Raw genomic sequence first — 19,069 nt, forward strand, 5'->3', positions numbered from 1 at the left:
ATGAGTGAATTGTGAACAACATCACGCTCGGATATGGCAGCAGGGAGAGCGTTGTTTAAGACTACGGGGTAAAAAAATGGCACTGGTAAAAACAAGTTTGAAACTGTTTGGCGGGGATACGGTAGTGGTGCGTTGCTCAGAACGCTGTCGTATTCATCTGATGAGTTCGAAAGCACAAAAACAGTCCCAGGCGGATATTCTCACCGTACAGGACGATAAGGCCTGGCTTACCGTGCCGTACACCGGCACGTGGGATGTGCTGATCGATAGCCACAGCCAGTCGCTGGAGCATTCCGTCAGCTACGTGGCAGCATAAGTTTAAACGCCCGGCAAGCCGGGCGTATTGTCAGGCAAAACCCTGTCGCAGCGTGCTGTTGAGCGGGTTCCCTTCCAGCAGCGCCTTCACCTTCACCACCAGCTCATTCAGACAATCGTCCTTCATGCCGAGGCGTGTCAGCTCCTGATCGAGGGAGAACAGATACTGCGCGTTGGTGCCCAGCGGCCCGCTGGCGGCGGCAATCAACGGGGCAATCACCTGCGTGCGGGTATCCGCTTCATACAGCGGATGGCGCGGATCCATAATAAACACCAGCGCGTTGACGGTGCGTCCGTCGTCCAGTTCCAGCTTGCACCAGCTCGGCATATAGCAGCCGGTGATCATCTCGCGCTTCCAGAGAAGCGTGAGCTCCTCTTCCAGCGTGGCATCCGGCAGGCGATACGCCACGCCCGTGGTGCGCCCGCCCTCTTTCAGTGCAAGCATGCGCCCGGGCTGGCACGCGCTGCCGCGTCCGGCCGTCAGGCGCAGGCAAAATGCGCGATGCCAGCCAGGCAGCGTTCCCGTTGCCGATTCGACAAATTCCAGAGCCGGGTTCCACATCAGGGAGCCGTAGCCAAAAATCCATACCGGGCCATCATCCGGGCGGCAGGCAAGCGTGGCAGCGAGTGACGCCGCACGTTGTTCAGCTGACCAGAGAAGCGATTCCTCAATAGCACCAAATGCCGTCTTACAATCTGCCTTCATTAAGAAATCACGCGTTAACACTTTCCACCTCCGCCACTGCATGCTTCCTTGCGACATCTGTAATTCGCTTTCCCGGCATTCTGTGCTGGTCATTTTGCCAGCAGTCGAATAACGATAAGCAATTAGCGGACCAGTTGCAATACAACGGAAGTTCAACCGCCTGAAAAGTCAAAATGAAGGCAGCGAATCATTTCACTGCTATTTCTTTTTATGCCATTTATCGTCGTCTCCTTTCTCATATTCATGTTTTACTGCGGCCCAGGCGACTTTGTGGGCCGTCTCTTCACGGCTGGCATCATCCCGGCGATCGTCCTTATCTTTGTACTGTTCCCAGGCGCTGTTGAACGCCTCTTTGTAGATATCCTGCGCGTGCGCAGGCAGCACGTTTTGTACGTTATCTGGTAATTCGCGTTTCGCTTTATAGGGCATCACTAACCTCTCTTTTGGTTAAAGAGGTAAGTGTGGACGACGATGCACCAAGGCGCCACCCGACAATAATTTATGAGTACATTATATTTTTAATTTACTGATATTTAATGGTTATTCAACAAAAACACGGCATTATGGACATCAGAAATGAAAATAATGACAAAGGGTAAAATTAAGTAAAAAATAAAGGGTATTTAACAGAGATCTGTTAATTTAATGACCTCAAAAATCTATCTATAATTACAAGCACCTGCATTAATGGAGAAGCACATGACAGCAACACACGAGGCGGTAAAGACCCGCCACAAGGAGACGTCACTCATTTTCCCGGTTCTGGCACTGGCTGTGCTGCTCTTCTGGGGAAGCAGTCAGTCACTGCCAGTGGTGGTTGGTATCAATATTCTTGCCCTGGTCGGCATCTTAACCAGCGCATTTAGCGTTGTTCGCCATGCGGACGTCCTTGCACACCGTCTGGGCGAGCCGTACGGATCGTTAATTCTCAGTCTTTCCGTTGTTATTCTCGAAGTCAGCCTGATTTCCGCCCTTATGGCGACCGGCGATGCCGCGCCGACGCTGATGCGCGACACGCTCTATTCGATCATTATGATTGTAACGGGCGGCCTGGTGGGCTTCTCTCTGCTGCTGGGCGGGCGCAAATTTGCCACCCAGTATATGAACCTGTTCGGCATTAAACAGTATCTTATCGCCCTCTTCCCGCTGGCGATTATCGTGCTGGTCTTCCCGATGGCGCTGCCGGGTGCAAACTTTTCCACTGGGCAGGCGCTGCTGGTCGCACTGATTTCCGCCGCCATGTACGGCGTGTTCCTGTTGATTCAGACCAAAACGCACCAGAGTCTGTTTGTGTACGAGCATGAAGACGACGGTGACGATGATGACCCGCATCACGGCAAGCCGTCGGCCCACAGCAGCGCGTGGCATACGGTTTGGCTGATCGTGCATCTGATTGCGGTGATTGCCGTCACCAAGATGAACGCTAACCCGCTTGAGACGCTGTTAACCGAGCTGAACGCGCCGGTGGCGTTTACCGGCTTCCTGGTGGCGCTGCTGATTCTGTCCCCTGAAGGGCTGGGCGCGCTGAAAGCGGTGTTGAATAATCAGGTGCAGCGCGCAATGAACCTGTTCTTCGGCTCCGTACTGGCGACGATTTCACTTACCGTACCGGTGGTGACGCTGATTGCCTTTATGACCGGTAACGACCTGCAGTTTGCGCTGGGCGCGCCGGAGATGATTGTGATGGTCGCCTCGTTGCTGCTGTGCCAGATTTCGTTCTCAACCGGACGCACCAACGTGCTGAACGGCGCGGCGCATATGGCCTTGTTTATTGCGTATCTGATGACGATATTTGCATAATTTTATCCGGTGCGGGCTGATGCCCTCACCCCAACCCTCTCCCCCAGGGAGAAGGAGAAAGCATAAAAAAACCCGCCGAAGCGGGTTTTTTTATTAGTTGCTGGTGTCCAGCTCGTCGAAGCTCTTCACCAGATCGTCAATCGCTTTGATCTGCTTAAGGAACGGCTCCAGCTTGTCCAGCGGCAGCGCGGATGGGCCGTCGCATTTTGCGTTATCCGGATCCGGGTGCGCTTCAATGAACAGGCCGGCCAGACCGGTTGCCATGCCGGCGCGCGCCAGCTCGGTCACCTGGGCACGACGGCCACCGGACGCGGCGCCGAACGGGTCGCGGCACTGCAGGGCGTGGGTCACGTCGAAAATCACCGGAGACTGGCCGGAGACATTTTTCATCACGCTGAAGCCCAGCATGTCGACAACCAGGTTGTCGTAGCCGAAGTTTGCGCCACGGTCACACAGGATGACCTGATCGTTGCCGCCTTCGATAAATTTATCGACGATATTGCCCATCTGCCCAGGGCTGACGAACTGTGGTTTCTTCACGTTGATAACGGCACCGGTTTTCGCCATCGCCGCAACCAGGTCGGTCTGGCGAGCCAGGAATGCCGGAAGCTGAATCACATCCACCACGTCTGCCACCGGCTGCGCCTGAGAGGCTTCATGCACGTCGGTGATCACTTTTACGCCAAAGGTCTGCTTCAGCTCCTGGAAAATTTTCATTCCCTCTTCCAGGCCCGGGCCACGGTAAGAGTTGATGGAGGAGCGGTTGGCTTTGTCAAAAGAGGCCTTAAACACGTACGGGATGCCCAGCTTCTGGGTCACGGTCACGTAGTGTTCGCAGATACGCATAGCGAGATCGCGGGATTCCAGCACGTTCATGCCGCCAAACAGTACGAACGGCAGGTCGTTTGCTACCTTGATATCACCAATGCTAACCACTTTTTGTTTCATAGGATCGCCTTATTCAGGTGTGAATCGGAATTAAGATTAATGCAGTGTAATTTGTTTGTGCGAGATCGCGTTGATCTGCGCACGAATCATTTCGCTAATGGGGTCTTCCGGACACTGCTCAACGAAATAGCTCAGATCGTTTAGCGCCACGTGCTCACAGTCGAGCTGGGCATAGATCAACCCGCGATCGCGAATTTCGTATGGATCTTCCGGGTTGAACTGCAGCAGCACTTCGCTGGCTCGCAACGCCAGCTCCATCTGACGCTCTTCCATTAACGCAGACTTCAGCGTATCCAGCAGCTTGCGGATCACTTCTGCGTTATCCGCCTCGTCGAGATCTTCGTTGAAGAGTTCAGCCACCGGGCTGATGTTGCCTTTCAGCCACACGTCCAGCGTATGTTCATCCAGCGTGTCGCCGTTGAAGGGATTAATGAGCCACATTTCACCGTCCAGCCACTCAGCGCGCAGGATCATCTGCGTCGGGAAAATGACCGGGACTAGCGGAATATCCAGACGGTGCGCGACCCACAGCAAAATAGAACCCAGCGCCACGGCGCTGCCCTGACGATTTTTTAAGACCTGGTCCAGCCATAACGCGTCAGACAGGCGATACACGCCCCGCGTGTCGCAGAAACCCCATTCGCCGTAGAAAAGCTCCAGCAGCTTCTCTAATTGCCAGTCTTGCGGGCGAGCCTGATTAATCTCTTCACGCGCCAGGCTGACCAGATTCTCCAGCTCATCGTAGACAAACTGCGACGTAAAATCGTCGCGAATCATCTCAGAAATCAGGATCATGCCATCGCAAAGCGGCACTTTATTAAATTCGAAATCGGCTAAGGACCTCATGACTTACCCCAGTAACGGTATTCTTGTGGTGGCGAGTTTAATGATGATGTACAGCACCACCAGACCCAGCAGAAAGGCGATAAACCCGACCTGCTGGCTGCGCGGACGACGACGCCCAAGCGCGATAAAACCCAAAACGATGTAGATGATAACGCCAAACAGCTTTTCAGTCAGCCATGCACCTTTATCAGTAAATGGCAGATAGCCGGTCTTCCACATGAGCCCGGCACCGGAAAAGAGCAATAGCGTGTCGATGCAGTGCGGCGCGATACGCACCCAGCGGGCATCCGTCAGCGGATTGTTGCTGTAGCGCCACCAGTAACGGACGATGAAAAAGCTGACGGTCAGCGCAACGGAAATCAGGTGGACAGTAATGAGCACGGTAAACAGGCTCATAGCCACTGCCCCAGCGTCAGGCGTTCGTTGCCGCCGTAGTCGCGGCAGGTTTCGACAGCGGCGTAGCCAGCTTGCGTAAACAGTGCCCGAACGGCCTCTCCCTGCGTCCAGCCATGTTCCACGAGCAGCCAGCCGCCGGAAAGCAAATGTTTCCGTGACGTTGTCACAATGTGTTCGAGATCGGCTAATCCCGCGTTGGCGGCCACGAGCGCCGTCAGCGGTTCGAAGCGCACGTCTCCCTGCGCAAGGTGCGGGTCATGTTCGTCGATGTAGGGAGGATTGCTGACAACCATCTCAAATGAAAGATTCTCCAGCGCGGCAAACCAGCTGCTTTGCAGAACCGTCACGTTGCTGAGCCCGAGACGTTCCACGTTACGCTGCGCCAGCGCCACCGCATCGGGCATTACGTCCACCGCCGTCACCGCGCAGTCGGGCCGCTCGGTGGCGAGCGCCAGCGCGATAGCCCCTGTCCCGGTACCGAGATCGAGAATGCTGCAGGCCGCCGCCGGTAAACGCGCCAGCGCCTGCTCCACCAGACACTCGGTGTCCGGACGCGGGATCAGCGTCGCCGCCGAGACGTACAGCGGTAACGACCAGAACTCACGCTCGCCGACAAGGTGCGCCACCGGCTCGCCGGTTTTACGGCGGGCAAGCAGCGCGGTGAGCTGCGCTTCCTGTTCCGCGGTCAGTTCGGTTTCGCCAAAAGCCAGCAGATACGTGCGGGCTTTACCCGTCACATGCTCAAGCAAAATTTCGGCGTCGCGTTTCGGGCTTTCGCTTTCTGAAAGCTCACCGGCCGCCTCACGTAACCAGCGCTGAAAATCCATTATTCCTGCTCGGAAAGCGCCGCCAGCTGGTCGGCCTGGTATTCCTGCACGATAGGCTCGATCAGCATATCCAGCTTCCCTTCCATCACCTCGTCCAGACGGTACAGCGTAAGGTTGATGCGGTGGTCGGTTACGCGCCCCTGCGGGAAGTTATAGGTGCGGTTACGGTCGCTGCGATCGCCGCTGCCCAGCAGGTTACGGCGCGTAGACGCTTCCGCCTGCTGGCGTTTCGCCATTTCGGCTGCGTGGATACGCGCGCCCAGCACGGACAACGCTTTGGCTTTGTTTTTGTGCTGCGAACGTTCGTCCTGACATTCAACGACGATGCCGGTCGGCAGGTGGGTAATACGGATGGCGGAATCGGTGGTGTTAACGTGCTGACCGCCCGCGCCAGAGGAGCGGAACGTATCAATACGCAGGTCCGCCGGATTGATATCCGGCAGTTCAGCTTCCGGCAGCTCCGGCATCACCGCAACCGTACAGGCGGAGGTGTGAATGCGGCCCTGAGATTCGGTGGCCGGCACGCGCTGCACGCGGTGACCGCCGGATTCAAACTTGAGACGACCGTACACGCCGTCGCCGCTGATCTTGGCGATAACCTCTTTGTAGCCACCATGTTCGCCTTCGTTGGCGCTCATGATCTCCACGCGCCAGCGACGCGATTCGGCGTAGCGGCTGTACATGCGGAACAGATCCCCGGCAAACAGCGCCGCTTCGTCACCGCCGGTACCGGCGCGCACTTCCACAAACGCGTTACGCTCATCGTCCGGATCTTTCGGCAGCAGAAGCACCTGAAGCTGCTGCTCCATCTCTTCAGAACGCGCTTTCGCATCCTGCAACTCTTCCTGCGCCATCTCACGCATTTCAGGATCGTCGAGCATCATCTGCGCGGTTTCGATATCTTCCTGAACCTGTCGCCAGTCGGTAAAGCATTTAGAAACATCACTTAACTGCGCGTATTCACGCGAGAGCGCGCGAAAACGTTCCTGGTCCGCAATGGTACCGGCATCCCCGAGCAGCGCCTGTACTTCTTCATGGCGCTCGTGCAGAGCTTCCAGTTTAGCGACGATAGAAGGCTTCATAGGCGTAAGTGCACCTTGTCTTAGAAAATGGGTATAGGGCGCTATTCCAGCCCGAGGCTGTTGCGCAGAATAGTCAGGCGTTCATCATCCCCGTCACGGGCAGCCTGCTGAAGAGATTTGGTTGGTGCATGGATCAGGCGGTTGGTCAGTTTCCACGCCAGATCCTGCATAATTGCATTTGCGTCGCCGCCCTGTTCAAGGGCCGCTAACGCTTTGGCAGTCAGGTCATCACGCACCTGCTCCGCCTGCCCGCGGTACTCGCGGATGGTCTCGCTGGCGCTTTGCGCGCGCAGCCAGGCCATAAACTCACTGGTTTCCTGCTCAACGATGGTTTCCGCCTGAACCGCCGCCGCTTTACGCTGGGCAAGGTTGTGCGAAATGATGCTTTGCAGGTCATCCACGCTGTAGAGATAGGCGTTAGGCAGCTTGCCCACTTCCGGCTCAACATCGCGCGGGACGGCGATATCCACCAGCAGCATCGGCTGATTACGGCGGGACTTCAGCGCACGCTCCACCATCCCTTTTCCGATAATCGGCAGCGGGCTGGCGGTTGAGCTGATGATAATGTCCGCCTCTTTCAGGCGTTCATCGATGTCGCTCAGGGCAACCACCTCTGCACCCACTTCATCCGCCAGCACCTGCGCGCGTTCGCGGGTGCGGTTTGCGATAATCATCTTTTTCACTTTATGCTCGCGCAGATGGCGCGCCACAAGTTCGATGGTTTCGCCCGCGCCCACCAGCATCACGGTAACGGTAGAAAGGGATTCAAAGATTTGGCGTGCAAGGGTGCAGGCCGCGAAAGCAACAGAAACCGCACTGGCACCAATGTCGGTTTCGGTTCGCACACGCTTCGCCACGGAGAACGACTTCTGGAACATGCGCTCCAGCTCGCTGGCCTTAAGATGCCCTTTTTGCGAATCCGCAAACGCTTTTTTCACCTGCCCCAGAATTTGCGGCTCGCCCAGCACCAGTGAATCCAGCCCGCTGGCGACGCGCATCAGATGGCTGACGGCATCGTTGTCCTGATGCCAGTACAGGCTGTTGCGCAGCTCGTCTTCATTGAGATTGTGGTAGTCGCATAGCCAGCGGATCAGCACTTCGTGCAGGTTGTCCTGCTCTTCCACGCTTAAATACAGCTCGGTACGGTTGCACGTCGAGAGCACCACGCCACCCTGCACCATAGGCTGTGCAAGCAGGCTGTCCAGCGCCAGGTCAAGCGTGTCCGGCGAAAACGTCACGCGTTCTCGCAGCGAAACCGGAGCCGTTTTGTGGTTGATGCCGAGTGCTAATAGGGTCATGTTGAGCGGGAGTAGTACCAGCGTTAATAAGGTTAGCAGAACGCATCATACAGGATGCGCGAGATCAATAAAAGGGACTGCCCCCTTTCGGAGTAATAGGTTACACAACCCTTTGAGATAATTTGAACGTAGACGGTAGCCCCCTTCGACGCTAGCATTAACAGTTATAACTGCAACGTATCTCAAGGATTTGTCCTCATTATGACCCGACTGATTCGCCTGCTGCCGCTGGCAGCACTGGTTCTGACCGCGTGTTCCGTCACCCAACCAAAAGGCCCGGGCAAAAGCCCTGATTCACCGCAGTGGCGTCAGCACCAGCAGGACGTCCGTAATTTGAACCAGTACCAGACCCGCGGCGCTTTCGCTTATCTCTCTGACGAACAAAAGGTTTATGCCCGCTTCTTCTGGCAGCAGACGGGGCAGGACAACTACCGCCTGCTGCTGCTGAACCCGCTGGGCAGCACCGAACTGGAGCTTATCGCCAAACCGGGCGAAGCGCAGATCACCGATAACAAAGGCCAGCACTATACCGCGACCGATGCCGAAGAGATGATTGGCAAGCTGACCGGGATGCCAATCCCGCTCAACAGCCTGCGCCAGTGGATCCTTGGCCTGCCGGGTGAGGCAACTGACTACACCCTTGACGACCAGTACCGCCTGAGCCAGGTGAACTACACCCAGAACGGCAAAACCTGGAAAGTGGTGTACAGCGCCTATGACAGCAAGAGTAAACCGTCGCTGCCATCAAACATGGAGCTGACCCAGGGCAGCCAGCGTATCAAGCTGAAAATGGACAACTGGATCGTTAAATGATGACCCACTGGCCCTCTCCGGCAAAGCTGAACCTGTTTTTATACATTACCGGCCAGCGTGCTGACGGGTACCACACCCTGCAGACGCTGTTTCAGTTTATTGACTATGGCGACACGATCTCTATTGAACTGCGCCAGGACGGGCAGATTTGCCTGCTAACGCCGGTCGAAGGCGTGGCGCATGAGGACAACCTGATCGTTCGCGCCGCGCGTCTGCTGATGAAAGCCGCGGCGGAATCGGGCCGTCTGCCCGCGGGAAGCGGTGCGGATATTCGTATCGAGAAACGCCTGCCGATGGGCGGCGGTCTGGGCGGTGGATCATCCAACGCCGCCACCGTGCTGGTTGCGCTGAACCACCTCTGGGGCTGCAGGCTGTCGAAGGACGAACTGGCAGCCCTGGGCCTGACGCTGGGGGCGGATGTCCCGGTGTTTGTGCGCGGTCATGCGGCCTTTGCTGAAGGCGTGGGTGAGATTCTCTCCCCGGCTGAACCGCCGGAGAAGTGGTATCTGGTTGCCCACCCTGGCGTGAGTATTCCGACCCCGGTCATCTTTAAAGATCCTGACCTGAAAAGGAATACCCCGGTTCGGTCAATAGAAACGTTATTAAATTGTGAATTCAGCAACGATTGCGAGGATATCGCAAGAAAACGTTTTCGCGAGGTTGATGCGGTGCTTTCCTGGCTGTTAGAATACGCGCCGTCGCGCCTGACTGGTACAGGGGCCTGTGTCTTTGCTGAATTTGACACCGAATCCGCCGCTCGTCAGGTGCTTGAGCAAGCGCCGGTTTGGCTGCATGGTTTTGTAGCACGTGGGATGAACACCTCCCCCCTACAGCAGACCATTCTGGCGCAGACTGAGTTTCGGTGACAACGTCACCCTGTTCCAGACGTTGCATCGCGCTCTTTAATACACCGCCTGGATAGCCTTCGCCTGGCCCGCACAGTTTGCGGCGAACGCTATCCACCACTGGACGCATGCCTGAGGTTCTTCTCGTGCCTGATATGAAGCTTTTTGCTGGTAACGCCACCCCGGAACTAGCACAACGTATTGCCAACCGCCTGTACACTTCCCTCGGCGACGCCGCCGTAGGTCGCTTTAGCGACGGCGAAGTCAGCGTACAAATTAACGAAAATGTACGCGGTGGTGATATTTTCATCATCCAGTCCACCTGTGCTCCAACGAACGACAACCTGATGGAACTGGTTGTTATGGTCGACGCCCTGCGTCGCGCTTCCGCAGGCCGTATCACTGCTGTAATCCCTTACTTCGGCTATGCCCGTCAGGACCGTCGCGTCCGTTCCGCGCGTGTGCCAATTACCGCTAAAGTTGTCGCTGATTTCCTGTCCAGCGTCGGCGTTGACCGCGTACTGACCGTTGACCTGCACGCAGAGCAGATCCAGGGCTTCTTCGACGTTCCGGTTGATAACGTATTCGGCAGCCCAATTCTGCTGGAAGACATGCTGCAGCTGAACCTGGATAACCCAATCGTGGTTTCTCCGGACATCGGCGGCGTGGTACGTGCCCGTGCTATCGCTAAGCTGCTGAACGATACCGACATGGCTATCATCGACAAACGCCGTCCGCGCGCAAACGTTTCTCAGGTGATGCACATCATCGGTGACGTTGCTGGCCGTGACTGCGTGCTGGTTGACGACATGATCGATACCGGCGGTACGCTGTGTAAAGCAGCTGAAGCGCTGAAAGAGCGTGGTGCCAAGCGCGTGTTCGCTTACGCGACTCACCCGATCTTCTCCGGTAATGCGGTAAACAACCTGCGCAACTCCGTCATTGACGAAGTGGTGGTATGCGATACCATCCCACTGAGCGACGAGATCAAAGCACTGCCAAACGTGCGTACGTTGACCCTGTCCGGGATGCTGGCCGAAGCGATTCGTCGTATCAGCAACGAAGAATCCATCTCAGCAATGTTCGAACACTAATCGAACACGGCCGAAAAACCCGCTGCGGCGGGTTTTTTTGTCTCCGGGTTTTATTTGTATGATTAATGCCTCCTTCACCTGCCATTCATATGACAGATGATGCGCATACGGATGATAGATAATTGTGAAAAACGTAGCCTCCTCACATGTTCTGCCCTTTCGCGCCCTCATCGACGCCTGCTGGAAAGAGAAGTACACCTCGTCACGCTTTGTCCGTGACCTGATTGCCGGGATCACCGTCGGCATTATCGCCATCCCGCTGGCGATGGCGCTGGCGATTGGCAGCGGCGTTGCGCCGCAGTACGGTCTGTACACCTCGGCCGTTGCCGGGATCGTCATTGCCCTGACGGGCGGTTCGCGCTTTAGCGTCTCCGGCCCGACCGCCGCCTTCGTGGTGATCCTCTACCCGGTTTCGCAGCAGTTTGGTCTGGCAGGCCTGCTGGTCGCCACCCTGATGTCCGGCGTATTTTTGATTTTGTTTGGTCTGGCCCGCTTTGGTCGCCTGATTGAATATATTCCCCTTTCCGTGACGCTGGGGTTCACCTCGGGGATTGGTATTACCATCGGAACCATGCAGATCAAGGATTTCCTCGGCCTGCAGATGCCCCACGTACCGGAGCACTACCTGCAAAAAGTGGGGGCGCTGTTTATGGCGCTGCCGACGGCCAACCTGGGCGACGCCGCCATCGGGATTGTGACGCTGGGCACGCTGATTGTCTGGCCTCGCCTCGGTATTCGTCTGCCGGGCCATCTGCCCGCGCTGCTGCTGGGCTGCGCGGTGATGGCGATCGTCAATATGCTCGGTGGTCACGTCGCGACTATCGGCTCGCAGTTCCACTATGTTCTGGCGGACGGTTCACAGGGTAGCGGCATTCCGCAACTGCTACCGCAGCTGGTGCTGCCGTGGGACATGCCCGGCTCCAGCTTTACCCTAAGCTGGGATTCCCTGCGAGCCCTGCTTCCCGCCGCGTTCTCTATGGCAATGCTGGGGGCGATTGAATCCCTGCTCTGCGCCGTCGTTCTGGACGGCATGACCGGCACCAAACACAAAGCCAACAGCGAGCTGGTCGGTCAGGGATTAGGCAACCTCGTCGCGCCGTTCTTCGGCGGTATTACCGCAACGGCAGCCATCGCCCGCTCTGCGGCCAACGTGCGCGCGGGGGCAACCTCACCGCTTTCGGCGGTTATCCACTCCGTGCTGGTGATCCTCGCCCTGCTGATCCTCGCCCCGCTGCTCTCCTGGCTACCGCTTTCCGCCATGGCCGCCCTGCTGCTGATGGTGGCCTGGAACATGAGTGAGGCGCACAAGGTGGTGAACCTGCTGCGTCGCGCGCCGAAAGACGACATCATCGTGATGCTGATCTGCATGTCGCTGACCGTGCTGTTCGATATGGTTATCGCCATCAGCGTCGGGATCGTGCTGGCTTCTCTGCTGTTTATGCGCCGCATTGCGCAGATGACGCGCCTTTCCCTGGTTAACGTCGAGGTGCCTGACGATGTGCTGGTGCTGCGCGTGATTGGCCCGCTGTTTTTCGCTGCGGCGGAAGGATTGTTCAGCGATCTGGAGTCCCGCATCGCGGGCAAACGGGTTGTGGTGCTGAAATGGGATGCCGTACCGGTGCTGGATGCAGGCGGCCTGGATGCCTTCCAGCGCTTTGTGGCACGTCTGCCGGAAGGCTGTGAGCTGCGGGTGAGTAACCTGGAGTTTCAGCCGCTGCGCACCATGGCGCGCGCGGGCGTGCAGCCTATCCCTGGCCGACTCTCCTTCTACCCTAACCGTGAAGCCGCGTTAGCGGATCTGTGAGTGACCTGATGCAGAGAAACGTCTCTGCATCATCACCCCGATCGCCTGCTGGAGCCATGCAAGCACGGCAGGCGTCATCCAGGTTCCCTTCATCAGATGCGGCTCCTGCTGCATGGCCGTGCGAAACTTTTGCTGAGTCTCCGGGCTGGTGCCCGCGTAAGACTGGAACAATGTCAGCCAGTTTTCAGCCAGCTTTTGCGCATCGTCAGAGGCGGGGTCGGTATTTTCCCGCTGCGCCTGATGCAGTTTTGCCACCAGCGGCGGCCACTCCATCATGCGGTCAAAGTAATGTGCCCGGGTAAAGGCTATCTCTTCGGCAGTGAGATACTTCTCCCATATGTTGAGCTTTGATTCCGCAAACGCGCGCGTGATGTAATCCGTCATCTCCGGCGTGATGCCGGTCTGCGCCTGCATCTGCGGTTCAACGCTGTGCATCTCGTTCAGCCGGGTGAGAAACTCCGGCTTGCCCGCCGTGTCCTGCTCCAGGCGTTCCATCCAGCGCGTCGCCAGATCCATCGCCCGCGCGTCAGTCGCGGGTATATGTTGCTGCAGAAGCGTCTTAGCCTCTGCAACCAGCCCTGACCAGATAGCCGCCAGCGCATCCTTCTGCACCGCAAACGGCAGCTGCTGTAACTCTTCTTTGCTAAACCAGCGATCGTACATATTCATTAACTCCAGAGTCTGTAGCCAGGATTCCAGATCCGGCGTCGCATCGTCGAGAAGCCCGGTCCGCAGCTCCACCAGCCGGTCGCGCAGCGTATGTATGCTGCGCAGCTGTTTATCCAGCAGCGTGATTTGCGCATCGAGTAGCTCGGTTAACGACAGCGACTCCTGTTCCAGGAAATCCCTGATTTCAGCAAGTTCCAGCCCCGCTTTTGCCAGCGCCTGGATCATGTGCAGACGCTGGACATCCGCCAGGTTGTATAGCCGGTAACCTGCCGCGCTTCTGGCAGAAGGCAGCAACAACCCTGTTTGCTCATAGTGGTGCAATGTCCGCACGGTGATCCCGGCGCGTTTCGCCAGCTCACCCACCTGAATCAACATAACTGCTCCTTTTTCTTTGCCAGTGGCGCAACTCTGGAGCCTTACGTTACGTGAGGGTCAACCCTTGATGCAAAAAAAAACGACTCCCGCGGGAGCCGTTTCGGCGTTCTTTATCAGGCACTAGCTGTGCTTATGCTGATCGCGACGACAGCGTTTGTCGTAGTGGCGCACCCACCAGTATTTATCGCAGACTTCCTCATGCCCGCTCACGCGCGCCCCGGCCAGCCACAATACCGCACCAACGAAGATGCTCAATATCGCGCCGTGCGCGAAGTACTGCGGGAGGTCAATCTGAGGTAACTGATTTAAAATGGAATAACCCACGCCGGCTACCATCACGAACAGCCCCAATCCCATCAGTACGTTACCGAGTAACGAAGCGTTTTTGCGTTTCATGTGTCACCTCCGGAACTTTGGGTTGTCAGGGGAAAAGCCCCTAATCCTTGTGTGTAAAGTATAGACAACGCCCCTTTTATGAGTTGCGTGAATGATCACAATTACAGATAAGTCCCAAACAAAAGTTTACAAATAAGGCTTTGAACAGCTTGAAATTCTAATTGTTCAAATCAGAAATTATTCGTATTTCGTCGAGAAGATCGCAGAATTTTGTCAAGCGGCGCGCCAGACAGTAAACTACGCGCCAGATCTGGAACCCATTAGGAATTGAATCGTGACGATTAAACTGATTGTCGGCCTCGCCAACCCGGGCGCAGAATATGCGGCCACCCGCCACAACGCCGGGGCATGGTACGTCGATCTGCTGGCCGAACGGTTACGTGCTCCCCTGCGTGAAGAACCTAAATTCTTCGGGTATACCTCACGTATCAACCTTGCTGGCGCGGACGTTCGCTTACTGGTGCCTACCACCTTTATGAATCTGAGCGGTAAAGCCGTGGCGGCGATGGCAACGTTTTATCGCATCAATCCGGATGAAATTCTGGTCGCCCACGATGAGCTGGATCTTCCCCCTGGTGTGGCAAAATTCAAGCTGGGCGGCGGGCACGGCGGCCACAACGGCCTTAAAGACATCATCAGCAAGCTGGGCAATAACCCGAATTTCCACCGTTTGCGCGTGGGAATCGGCCATCCGGGCGATAAAAACAAAGTTGTCGGTTTCGTGCTCGGTAAGCCACCGGTTTCTGAGCAGAAACTGATTGACGAGGCGGTAGACGAGGCGGCACGCTGCACTGAAATCTGGCTGAAAGATGGGTTAACCAAAGCGACAAACCGCTTACACGCTTTCAAAGCGCAATAATCCGCCTGATACGGCTTTTTTACCGCGCGTCATGCGGGTTACGTGTATAATAGGCGTAGTTATTTACTTTTCATCAGTCGGTTATCGTTAACGGATTGATTATCAAGATATTAAGGTGATTTAGAAATGGGATTCAAATGCGGTATCGTCGGTCTGCCAAACGTGGGCAAATCCACCCTGTTTAACGCGCTTACCAAAGCGGGTATCGAAGCGGCGAACTTCCCGTTCTGTACCATCGAACCTAACACCGGCGTTGTGCCAATGCCGGACCCGCGTCTGGACCAGCTCGCGGAAATCGTGAAGCCGCAGCGCATTCTGCCAACCACCATGGAATTCGTGGACATCGCGGGCCTGGTAAAAGGCGCATCCAAAGGTGAAGGCCTGGGTAACCAGTTCCTGACCAACATTCGTGAAACAGAAGCGATCGGCCACGTTGTGCGCTGCTTCGAGAACGACAACATCATCCACGTTAACAACAAAGTGGATCCGGCTGACGACATCGACGTTATCAACACCGAGCTGGCGCTCTCTGACCTCGACACCTGCGAACGCGCGATTCACCGCGTGCAGAAGAAAGCCAAAGGCGGCGACAAGGACGCGAAAGCGGAACTGGCTGCGCTGGAAAAATGTCTGCCGCAGCTGGAAAACGCGGGCATGCTGCGCGCGCTGAAAAACCTGACTGAAGAAGACAAGGCGGCGATTAAATACCTGAGCTTCCTGACCCTGAAGCCAACCATGTACATCGCCAACGTTAACGAAGACGGTTTCGAGAACAACCCGTACCTGGACAAAGTGCGTGAAATCGCAGCGGCTGAAGGTTCTGTGGTTGTGGCGGTTTGCGCTGCCGTTGAATCCGACATCGCCGAGCTGGACGACGCTGACCGTGAAGAGTTCATGGCCGAGCTGGGTCTGGAAGAGCCGGGCCTGAACCGCGTAATTCGCGCAGGCTATGAGCTGCTGAACCTGCAGACCTACTTCACCGCTGGCGTGAAAGAAGTGCGTGCGTGGACGATTCCTGTAGGTGCGACTGCACCTCAGGCGGCTGGTAAGATCCATACCGACTTCGAGAAAGGCTTTATTCGTGCGCAGACTATCGCGTTTGAAGACTTCATCACCTACAAGGGTGAGCAAGGCGCGAAAGAAGCAGGCAAGATGCGTGCGGAAGGGAAAGATTATATCGTTAAAGATGGCGATGTGATGAACTTCCTGTTTAACGTTTGATTTGTTTTGAATGAAAAAAATCCACGCTTTGGCGTGGATTTTTTTGCGCGTGATCTATCAATAGATAACTAGTTTACCCGCTGGCCAAGTACCTGACCATCCACAGGGCATATGCCCAGCTTCATAAACATTAATTAATCCGTCAAAAAAGAATGGCTCTTGAAGAAAATTACTATACGCATCTTCAAGCAAGTAATTCACAAGATCCCATTTTAAGTTCTCAGTCATTGAGCCTTCCTCAGACTCCGGGAAGGTTATTTTTGGGATAATATCATTCTCCACAACATTCTTAGCTTCTTTGACCAAGGAGTTCCAGTATTGATATTTGTTAGTGTGTTTTTTTGCGAGATAACCCGTTATTTCATTACCAGCCTCCAAGGTGGTATTTTCCCATTCATCGCTATTCAAGCCTTTTATACATAAGCTAAAGGACTGAGCCTGGATAACCCCGGGGAGTGTTGTCGCCACACCAAGATTAACAAACCAATTAATTTTATTTAACCTGTCTATTGCTAACTGGGATATTTTCATGTTTTAACCTGATTTATTCTTCCTGGGATCCTAGGTACGTTCATGCCACCAAGCGCGCCATGCTGTATTCTATTTTGAATACTATACCTGACAGCTTCTTTAACCTGATTTGCTGGTAATCCTGCAGCCTCCAGTGAATGCTTCAACGCCTGAGTATATTGGAGATTGGAAGGCATTTCTCGGTATGAAGCTCCACCTTTTCTAAATTGATTCCAAAACTGTTCTAAAGATTTATGAGCTTCATAGTGCGGAGTACCTGGTTGAGTAAACGCATTACCTTCTAATTTGATCGCTGCTCCACTATTAGTAGGAATAATGTCTCGGAATGCAGCATCCTGATTTAAGTGATGTGATTGGCCAGGGCGTAAGTCATTTTTTAGACTACCATGAGGTCCTAAAATCGGACCATCTTCAGTAGACTTGCATTTCAACCCCCACGGATCCACCCACCCCAGCGCATTCGGCGCATACTGGTAAAGGTTTATCCCCCCCGCCAGCCCTATCGGGTCCTGCTGCGTAAACCGCCCGCAGTCCGGGTCGTAATACCGGAACAGATTGTAGTGCAGCCCTGTCTCACGGTCCAGGTATTGCCCCTGCATGCGCAGGTTCTGAGAATATCCTGATAACTGCGTCTCGCTTTCCCGCAGCAGCTTGCCCCAGGCGCTGTTTACCCCTTCCCAGCGCACCCGCCCTTCACTATCCGTCATCCGCTCCGGCGTGCCGTTGGGCTGGCAGTGGAACCAGAAGATCTCCGGAGCATCCACGCCATCAATACGCGCCAGCGGATCGTAGCTGTCCTGATCGCTGTAGACGTAGGTCAGCGGCACATCCCCGTGCACCTCCTGCAGCAGACGGAACCCTTCCCAGACAAACCGGGTTGTGACCGGCTTGCCGGTTGGCTGTCCGCCCAGTATCTGGCGTCGCGTTTTGCTGATGCGGCGACCAAGCGGATCGTAGCGGAAGCTGACCTGCGTCTGCGGCCTGTTGCGGTCCCGCGGCTGGCTGATGACTTCCGTCAGGCGATGCTCGCCGTCGTAGCGGTAGTGCCAGCGGGTCTGGCCGTTATCCTTCTCCACGGTGCGGCCGTGAATGTCATACCGCCAGCGAATGCCGTTCAGCTGCGTCAGGCGGTTGTGCGTGACCTTCTCAGCAGCGCCTTCGAGCGGGTTACCGGCCGCATCCCAGCGCCACTGCTCCTGGCCGGGCTGCGTCCCGTCCTGAACGAGCGACGCCCGGCGCTGTCGTACTGCCAGCGGTACCAGCTGAACGGGTTATCGTCTCGCTCTTCCCGCACGAGGTTATTGCGGTAATTGTAATCCCAGCGGCGGGACCAGCGGCGCGGCGACGGGCGCTGGGTATTGCCGGTAAAGACGTCCCGTCGATAGAGATTACATAGTTAAAGATGGCGACGTGATGAACGTCTTATTTAACGTTTGATTTGTTTTGAATGAAAAAAAATCCACGCTTTGGCATGGATTTTTTTCAATATGGGGGACTCATTGCGCCCCCCGAATACTACTTATAGTTGAATTGGTTTGTAATTTATAATTTTATCCGCAATTTCTTCTGCGCTAAGTTCTTCATAATAAATATAATTAGCTGCCTGAGGATCTGCGACACTTCTACAAAGGAGGTCGATGTCATTATCAGCTTCTTCTTCCATCCCTTCGCTGCGTTGGATTTTCCTTATTAGCTCGATAAGCTCTTGTCTTTGCATATTACCCCTCAAAAATGATAAGCACGATCTAGAATGTCAAGGTGATATCTTGGTGTAACGATTACTAGATTATCAACATCATAGACACCGCTTCCATGTTGGATAGGGGTTCTATGGTGTAGGACATAAGATCTATTTTTCCCGTTCCACTGTGTATCATGTGCTATTGGAGCTTTTCCGCCCCGCATTCTGGTAACGTTTGATGTACTAAATTGCTTCGATAGATGCGGGTCGAGAGACACCTCTTTCCAGAAATTCTCTCTAAAATCATCAAAGGATTTAAATTCCCGACCTCGTAATTTATCAGCAACAGATGATGGGAATAAACCTGCATTACCATGCGATCCCTTCAACCACTTGCCTTTTATTTTACTACCTTTTCCTGATGCAACTCCTGCCTCGCATCTATTAAGACCCCACGGATCCACCCACCCCAGCGCATTCGGCGCATACTGGTAAAGGTTTATCCCCCCCGCCAGCCCTATCGGGTCCTGCTGCGTAAACCGCCCGCAGTCCGGGTCGTAATA

Annotated in this window: 21 protein-coding genes and 1 pseudogene; 8 read left to right on the top strand and 14 right to left on the bottom strand. The window is 55.3% G+C overall.

What is annotated here, in order from left to right:
* Nucleotides 1–76 precede the first annotated feature (76 nt).
* Nucleotides 77–316, top strand: a complete 240-nt coding sequence (locus INF68_RS11985) for a DUF1883 domain-containing protein (RefSeq protein ID WP_010432930.1) — start codon at nucleotides 77–79, stop codon at nucleotides 314–316.
* Nucleotides 317–346: 30 nt separating this feature from the next.
* Here INF68_RS11985 and INF68_RS11990 read toward each other — a convergent pair whose 3' ends face one another.
* The gene (locus tag INF68_RS11990) at nucleotides 347–1,042 is read right to left on the bottom strand and encodes a gamma-glutamylcyclotransferase (protein WP_023312120.1); all 696 of its coding nucleotides are present in this window, start codon (nucleotides 1,040–1,042) and stop codon (nucleotides 347–349) included.
* A 177-nt stretch (nucleotides 1,043–1,219) separates the two neighbouring features.
* Nucleotides 1,220–1,450 carry a putative cation transport regulator ChaB gene (gene chaB, locus INF68_RS11995; RefSeq protein WP_045888013.1) on the bottom strand — a complete coding sequence of 77 codons (231 nt, stop codon included), beginning with the start codon at nucleotides 1,448–1,450 and terminating at the stop codon, nucleotides 1,220–1,222.
* Nucleotides 1,451–1,720: 270 nt separating this feature from the next.
* Between chaB and chaA the strand changes: the two genes are divergently transcribed.
* The gene (chaA, locus tag INF68_RS12000) at nucleotides 1,721–2,821 is read left to right on the top strand and encodes a sodium-potassium/proton antiporter ChaA (protein ID WP_109845043.1); all 1,101 of its coding nucleotides are present in this window, start codon (nucleotides 1,721–1,723) and stop codon (nucleotides 2,819–2,821) included.
* 93 nt (nucleotides 2,822–2,914) lie between these two features.
* On the opposite strand, the gene kdsA is transcribed toward chaA, so the two are convergent.
* Genes kdsA through hemA form a run of 6 tightly spaced genes read right to left on the bottom strand, consistent with a single transcriptional unit; the run spans nucleotide 2,915 to nucleotide 8,218 of the window.
* Nucleotides 2,915–3,769 (bottom strand): 3-deoxy-8-phosphooctulonate synthase, encoded by an 855-nt coding sequence (gene kdsA / locus INF68_RS12005; RefSeq protein WP_024907070.1) that lies wholly within the window; start codon nucleotides 3,767–3,769, stop codon nucleotides 2,915–2,917.
* A 36-nt stretch (nucleotides 3,770–3,805) separates the two neighbouring features.
* Nucleotides 3,806–4,615: an invasion regulator SirB1 gene (gene sirB1, locus INF68_RS12010; protein ID WP_024907069.1), complete on the bottom strand. Its 810-nt coding sequence runs from the start codon at nucleotides 4,613–4,615 to the stop codon at nucleotides 3,806–3,808.
* 3 nt (nucleotides 4,616–4,618) lie between these two features.
* The gene (gene sirB2 / locus INF68_RS12015; protein WP_126786814.1) at nucleotides 4,619–5,011 is read right to left on the bottom strand and encodes an invasion regulator SirB2; all 393 of its coding nucleotides are present in this window, start codon (nucleotides 5,009–5,011) and stop codon (nucleotides 4,619–4,621) included.
* On the bottom strand, nucleotides 5,008–5,838 hold the full coding sequence (gene prmC, locus INF68_RS12020; protein ID WP_126786813.1) for a peptide chain release factor N(5)-glutamine methyltransferase: 831 nt from the start codon (nucleotides 5,836–5,838) through the stop codon (nucleotides 5,008–5,010). The genes sirB2 and prmC overlap by 4 nt, the downstream gene beginning before the upstream one ends.
* Complete coding sequence (gene prfA, locus INF68_RS12025; protein ID WP_021240360.1) at nucleotides 5,838–6,920, bottom strand: peptide chain release factor 1; 1,083 nt, start codon at nucleotides 6,918–6,920, stop codon at nucleotides 5,838–5,840. The genes prmC and prfA overlap by 1 nt, the downstream gene beginning before the upstream one ends.
* 41 nt (nucleotides 6,921–6,961) lie before the next feature.
* Nucleotides 6,962–8,218 (bottom strand): glutamyl-tRNA reductase, encoded by a 1,257-nt coding sequence (gene hemA / locus INF68_RS12030; RefSeq protein ID WP_126786812.1) that lies wholly within the window; start codon nucleotides 8,216–8,218, stop codon nucleotides 6,962–6,964.
* 201 nt (nucleotides 8,219–8,419) lie between these two features.
* On the opposite strand from hemA, the gene lolB reads away from it, so the two are divergent.
* The 4 genes from lolB (at nucleotide 8,420) to dauA (ending at nucleotide 12,774) form a co-directional block, all read left to right on the top strand.
* The gene (lolB, locus tag INF68_RS12035) at nucleotides 8,420–9,031 is read left to right on the top strand and encodes a lipoprotein insertase outer membrane protein LolB (RefSeq protein ID WP_109845046.1); all 612 of its coding nucleotides are present in this window, start codon (nucleotides 8,420–8,422) and stop codon (nucleotides 9,029–9,031) included.
* Nucleotides 9,028–9,897: a 4-(cytidine 5'-diphospho)-2-C-methyl-D-erythritol kinase gene (ispE, locus tag INF68_RS12040; RefSeq protein WP_126786811.1), complete on the top strand. Its 870-nt coding sequence runs from the start codon at nucleotides 9,028–9,030 to the stop codon at nucleotides 9,895–9,897. Before lolB ends, ispE begins: the two co-directional genes overlap by 4 nt.
* A 125-nt stretch (nucleotides 9,898–10,022) precedes the next feature.
* The gene (gene prs / locus INF68_RS12045; RefSeq protein ID WP_003856663.1) at nucleotides 10,023–10,970 is read left to right on the top strand and encodes a ribose-phosphate diphosphokinase; all 948 of its coding nucleotides are present in this window, start codon (nucleotides 10,023–10,025) and stop codon (nucleotides 10,968–10,970) included.
* A gap of 124 nt (nucleotides 10,971–11,094) precedes the next feature.
* Entirely contained in the window at nucleotides 11,095–12,774 is a 1,680-nt protein-coding gene (gene dauA / locus INF68_RS12050) for a C4-dicarboxylic acid transporter DauA (protein ID WP_126786810.1), read from the top strand.
* On the opposite strand, the gene INF68_RS12055 is transcribed toward dauA, so the two are convergent.
* Together INF68_RS12055 and ychH are read right to left on the bottom strand one after the other, a co-directional pair.
* On the bottom strand, nucleotides 12,760–13,818 hold the full coding sequence (locus INF68_RS12055) for a MerR family transcriptional regulator (RefSeq protein WP_126786809.1): 1,059 nt from the start codon (nucleotides 13,816–13,818) through the stop codon (nucleotides 12,760–12,762). The two genes, dauA and INF68_RS12055, sit on opposite strands and share 15 nt — an antisense overlap.
* Nucleotides 13,819–13,938: 120 nt before the next feature.
* The gene (ychH, locus tag INF68_RS12060; protein ID WP_023312132.1) at nucleotides 13,939–14,214 is read right to left on the bottom strand and encodes a stress-induced protein YchH; all 276 of its coding nucleotides are present in this window, start codon (nucleotides 14,212–14,214) and stop codon (nucleotides 13,939–13,941) included.
* A 274-nt stretch (nucleotides 14,215–14,488) separates the two neighbouring features.
* Between ychH and pth the strand changes: the two genes are divergently transcribed.
* Together pth and ychF are read left to right on the top strand one after the other, a co-directional pair.
* A complete protein-coding gene (pth, locus tag INF68_RS12065) occupies nucleotides 14,489–15,073 on the top strand; it encodes an aminoacyl-tRNA hydrolase (protein WP_023336005.1) in 585 nt (194 codons plus the stop codon).
* Between the two features lie 126 nt (nucleotides 15,074–15,199).
* Complete coding sequence (gene ychF / locus INF68_RS12070) at nucleotides 15,200–16,294, top strand: redox-regulated ATPase YchF (protein WP_010432886.1); 1,095 nt, start codon at nucleotides 15,200–15,202, stop codon at nucleotides 16,292–16,294.
* Between the two features lie 57 nt (nucleotides 16,295–16,351).
* On the opposite strand, the gene INF68_RS12075 is transcribed toward ychF, so the two are convergent.
* From INF68_RS12075 to INF68_RS12090, 4 genes and pseudogenes are all read right to left on the bottom strand, one after another.
* Nucleotides 16,352–16,825 carry a hypothetical protein gene (locus tag INF68_RS12075; RefSeq protein ID WP_126786808.1) on the bottom strand — a complete coding sequence of 158 codons (474 nt, stop codon included), beginning with the start codon at nucleotides 16,823–16,825 and terminating at the stop codon, nucleotides 16,352–16,354.
* 416 nt (nucleotides 16,826–17,241) lie between these two features.
* Nucleotides 17,242–18,221 (bottom strand): annotated as a pseudogene (locus INF68_RS12080) (RHS repeat domain-containing protein); the annotation flags it as partial.
* A gap of 123 nt (nucleotides 18,222–18,344) precedes the next feature.
* Nucleotides 18,345–18,542, bottom strand: coding sequence for a hypothetical protein (locus tag INF68_RS12085; RefSeq protein ID WP_126787531.1), 198 nt, complete (start codon nucleotides 18,540–18,542; stop codon nucleotides 18,345–18,347).
* 8 nt (nucleotides 18,543–18,550) lie between these two features.
* Nucleotides 18,551–19,069 (bottom strand): RHS repeat-associated core domain-containing protein (locus INF68_RS12090; RefSeq protein ID WP_227412844.1); only part of this gene is annotated, 519 nt, incomplete at its 5' end.

This window comes from Enterobacter cloacae complex sp. P16RS2, from assembly GCF_014982155.1.
Taxonomy (GTDB): Bacteria; Pseudomonadota; Gammaproteobacteria; order Enterobacterales; family Enterobacteriaceae; genus Enterobacter; species Enterobacter cloacae_M.

Excerpts from the sequence above, each read along its gene's own strand:
- INF68_RS11985 (WP_010432930.1), top strand. The coding sequence starts at position 77 with ATGGCACTGGTAAAAACAAGTTTGAAACTGTTTGGCGGGGATACGGTA.
- chaB (WP_045888013.1), bottom strand. The coding sequence starts at position 1,450 with ATGCCCTATAAAGCGAAACGCGAATTACCAGATAACGTACAAAACGTG.
- chaA (WP_109845043.1), top strand. The coding sequence starts at position 1,721 with ATGACAGCAACACACGAGGCGGTAAAGACCCGCCACAAGGAGACGTCA.
- kdsA (WP_024907070.1), bottom strand. The coding sequence starts at position 3,769 with ATGAAACAAAAAGTGGTTAGCATTGGTGATATCAAGGTAGCAAACGAC.
- sirB1 (WP_024907069.1), bottom strand. The coding sequence starts at position 4,615 with ATGAGGTCCTTAGCCGATTTCGAATTTAATAAAGTGCCGCTTTGCGAT.
- sirB2 (WP_126786814.1), bottom strand. The coding sequence starts at position 5,011 with ATGAGCCTGTTTACCGTGCTCATTACTGTCCACCTGATTTCCGTTGCG.
- prmC (WP_126786813.1), bottom strand. The coding sequence starts at position 5,838 with ATGGATTTTCAGCGCTGGTTACGTGAGGCGGCCGGTGAGCTTTCAGAA.
- prfA (WP_021240360.1), bottom strand. The coding sequence starts at position 6,920 with ATGAAGCCTTCTATCGTCGCTAAACTGGAAGCTCTGCACGAGCGCCAT.
- hemA (WP_126786812.1), bottom strand. The coding sequence starts at position 8,218 with ATGACCCTATTAGCACTCGGCATCAACCACAAAACGGCTCCGGTTTCG.
- lolB (WP_109845046.1), top strand. The coding sequence starts at position 8,420 with ATGACCCGACTGATTCGCCTGCTGCCGCTGGCAGCACTGGTTCTGACC.
- ispE (WP_126786811.1), top strand. The coding sequence starts at position 9,028 with ATGATGACCCACTGGCCCTCTCCGGCAAAGCTGAACCTGTTTTTATAC.
- INF68_RS12055 (WP_126786809.1), bottom strand. The coding sequence starts at position 13,818 with ATGTTGATTCAGGTGGGTGAGCTGGCGAAACGCGCCGGGATCACCGTG.
- ychH (WP_023312132.1), bottom strand. The coding sequence starts at position 14,214 with ATGAAACGCAAAAACGCTTCGTTACTCGGTAACGTACTGATGGGATTG.
- ychF (WP_010432886.1), top strand. The coding sequence starts at position 15,200 with ATGGGATTCAAATGCGGTATCGTCGGTCTGCCAAACGTGGGCAAATCC.
- INF68_RS12075 (WP_126786808.1), bottom strand. The coding sequence starts at position 16,825 with ATGAAAATATCCCAGTTAGCAATAGACAGGTTAAATAAAATTAATTGG.
- INF68_RS12085 (WP_126787531.1), bottom strand. The coding sequence starts at position 18,542 with ATGCAAAGACAAGAGCTTATCGAGCTAATAAGGAAAATCCAACGCAGC.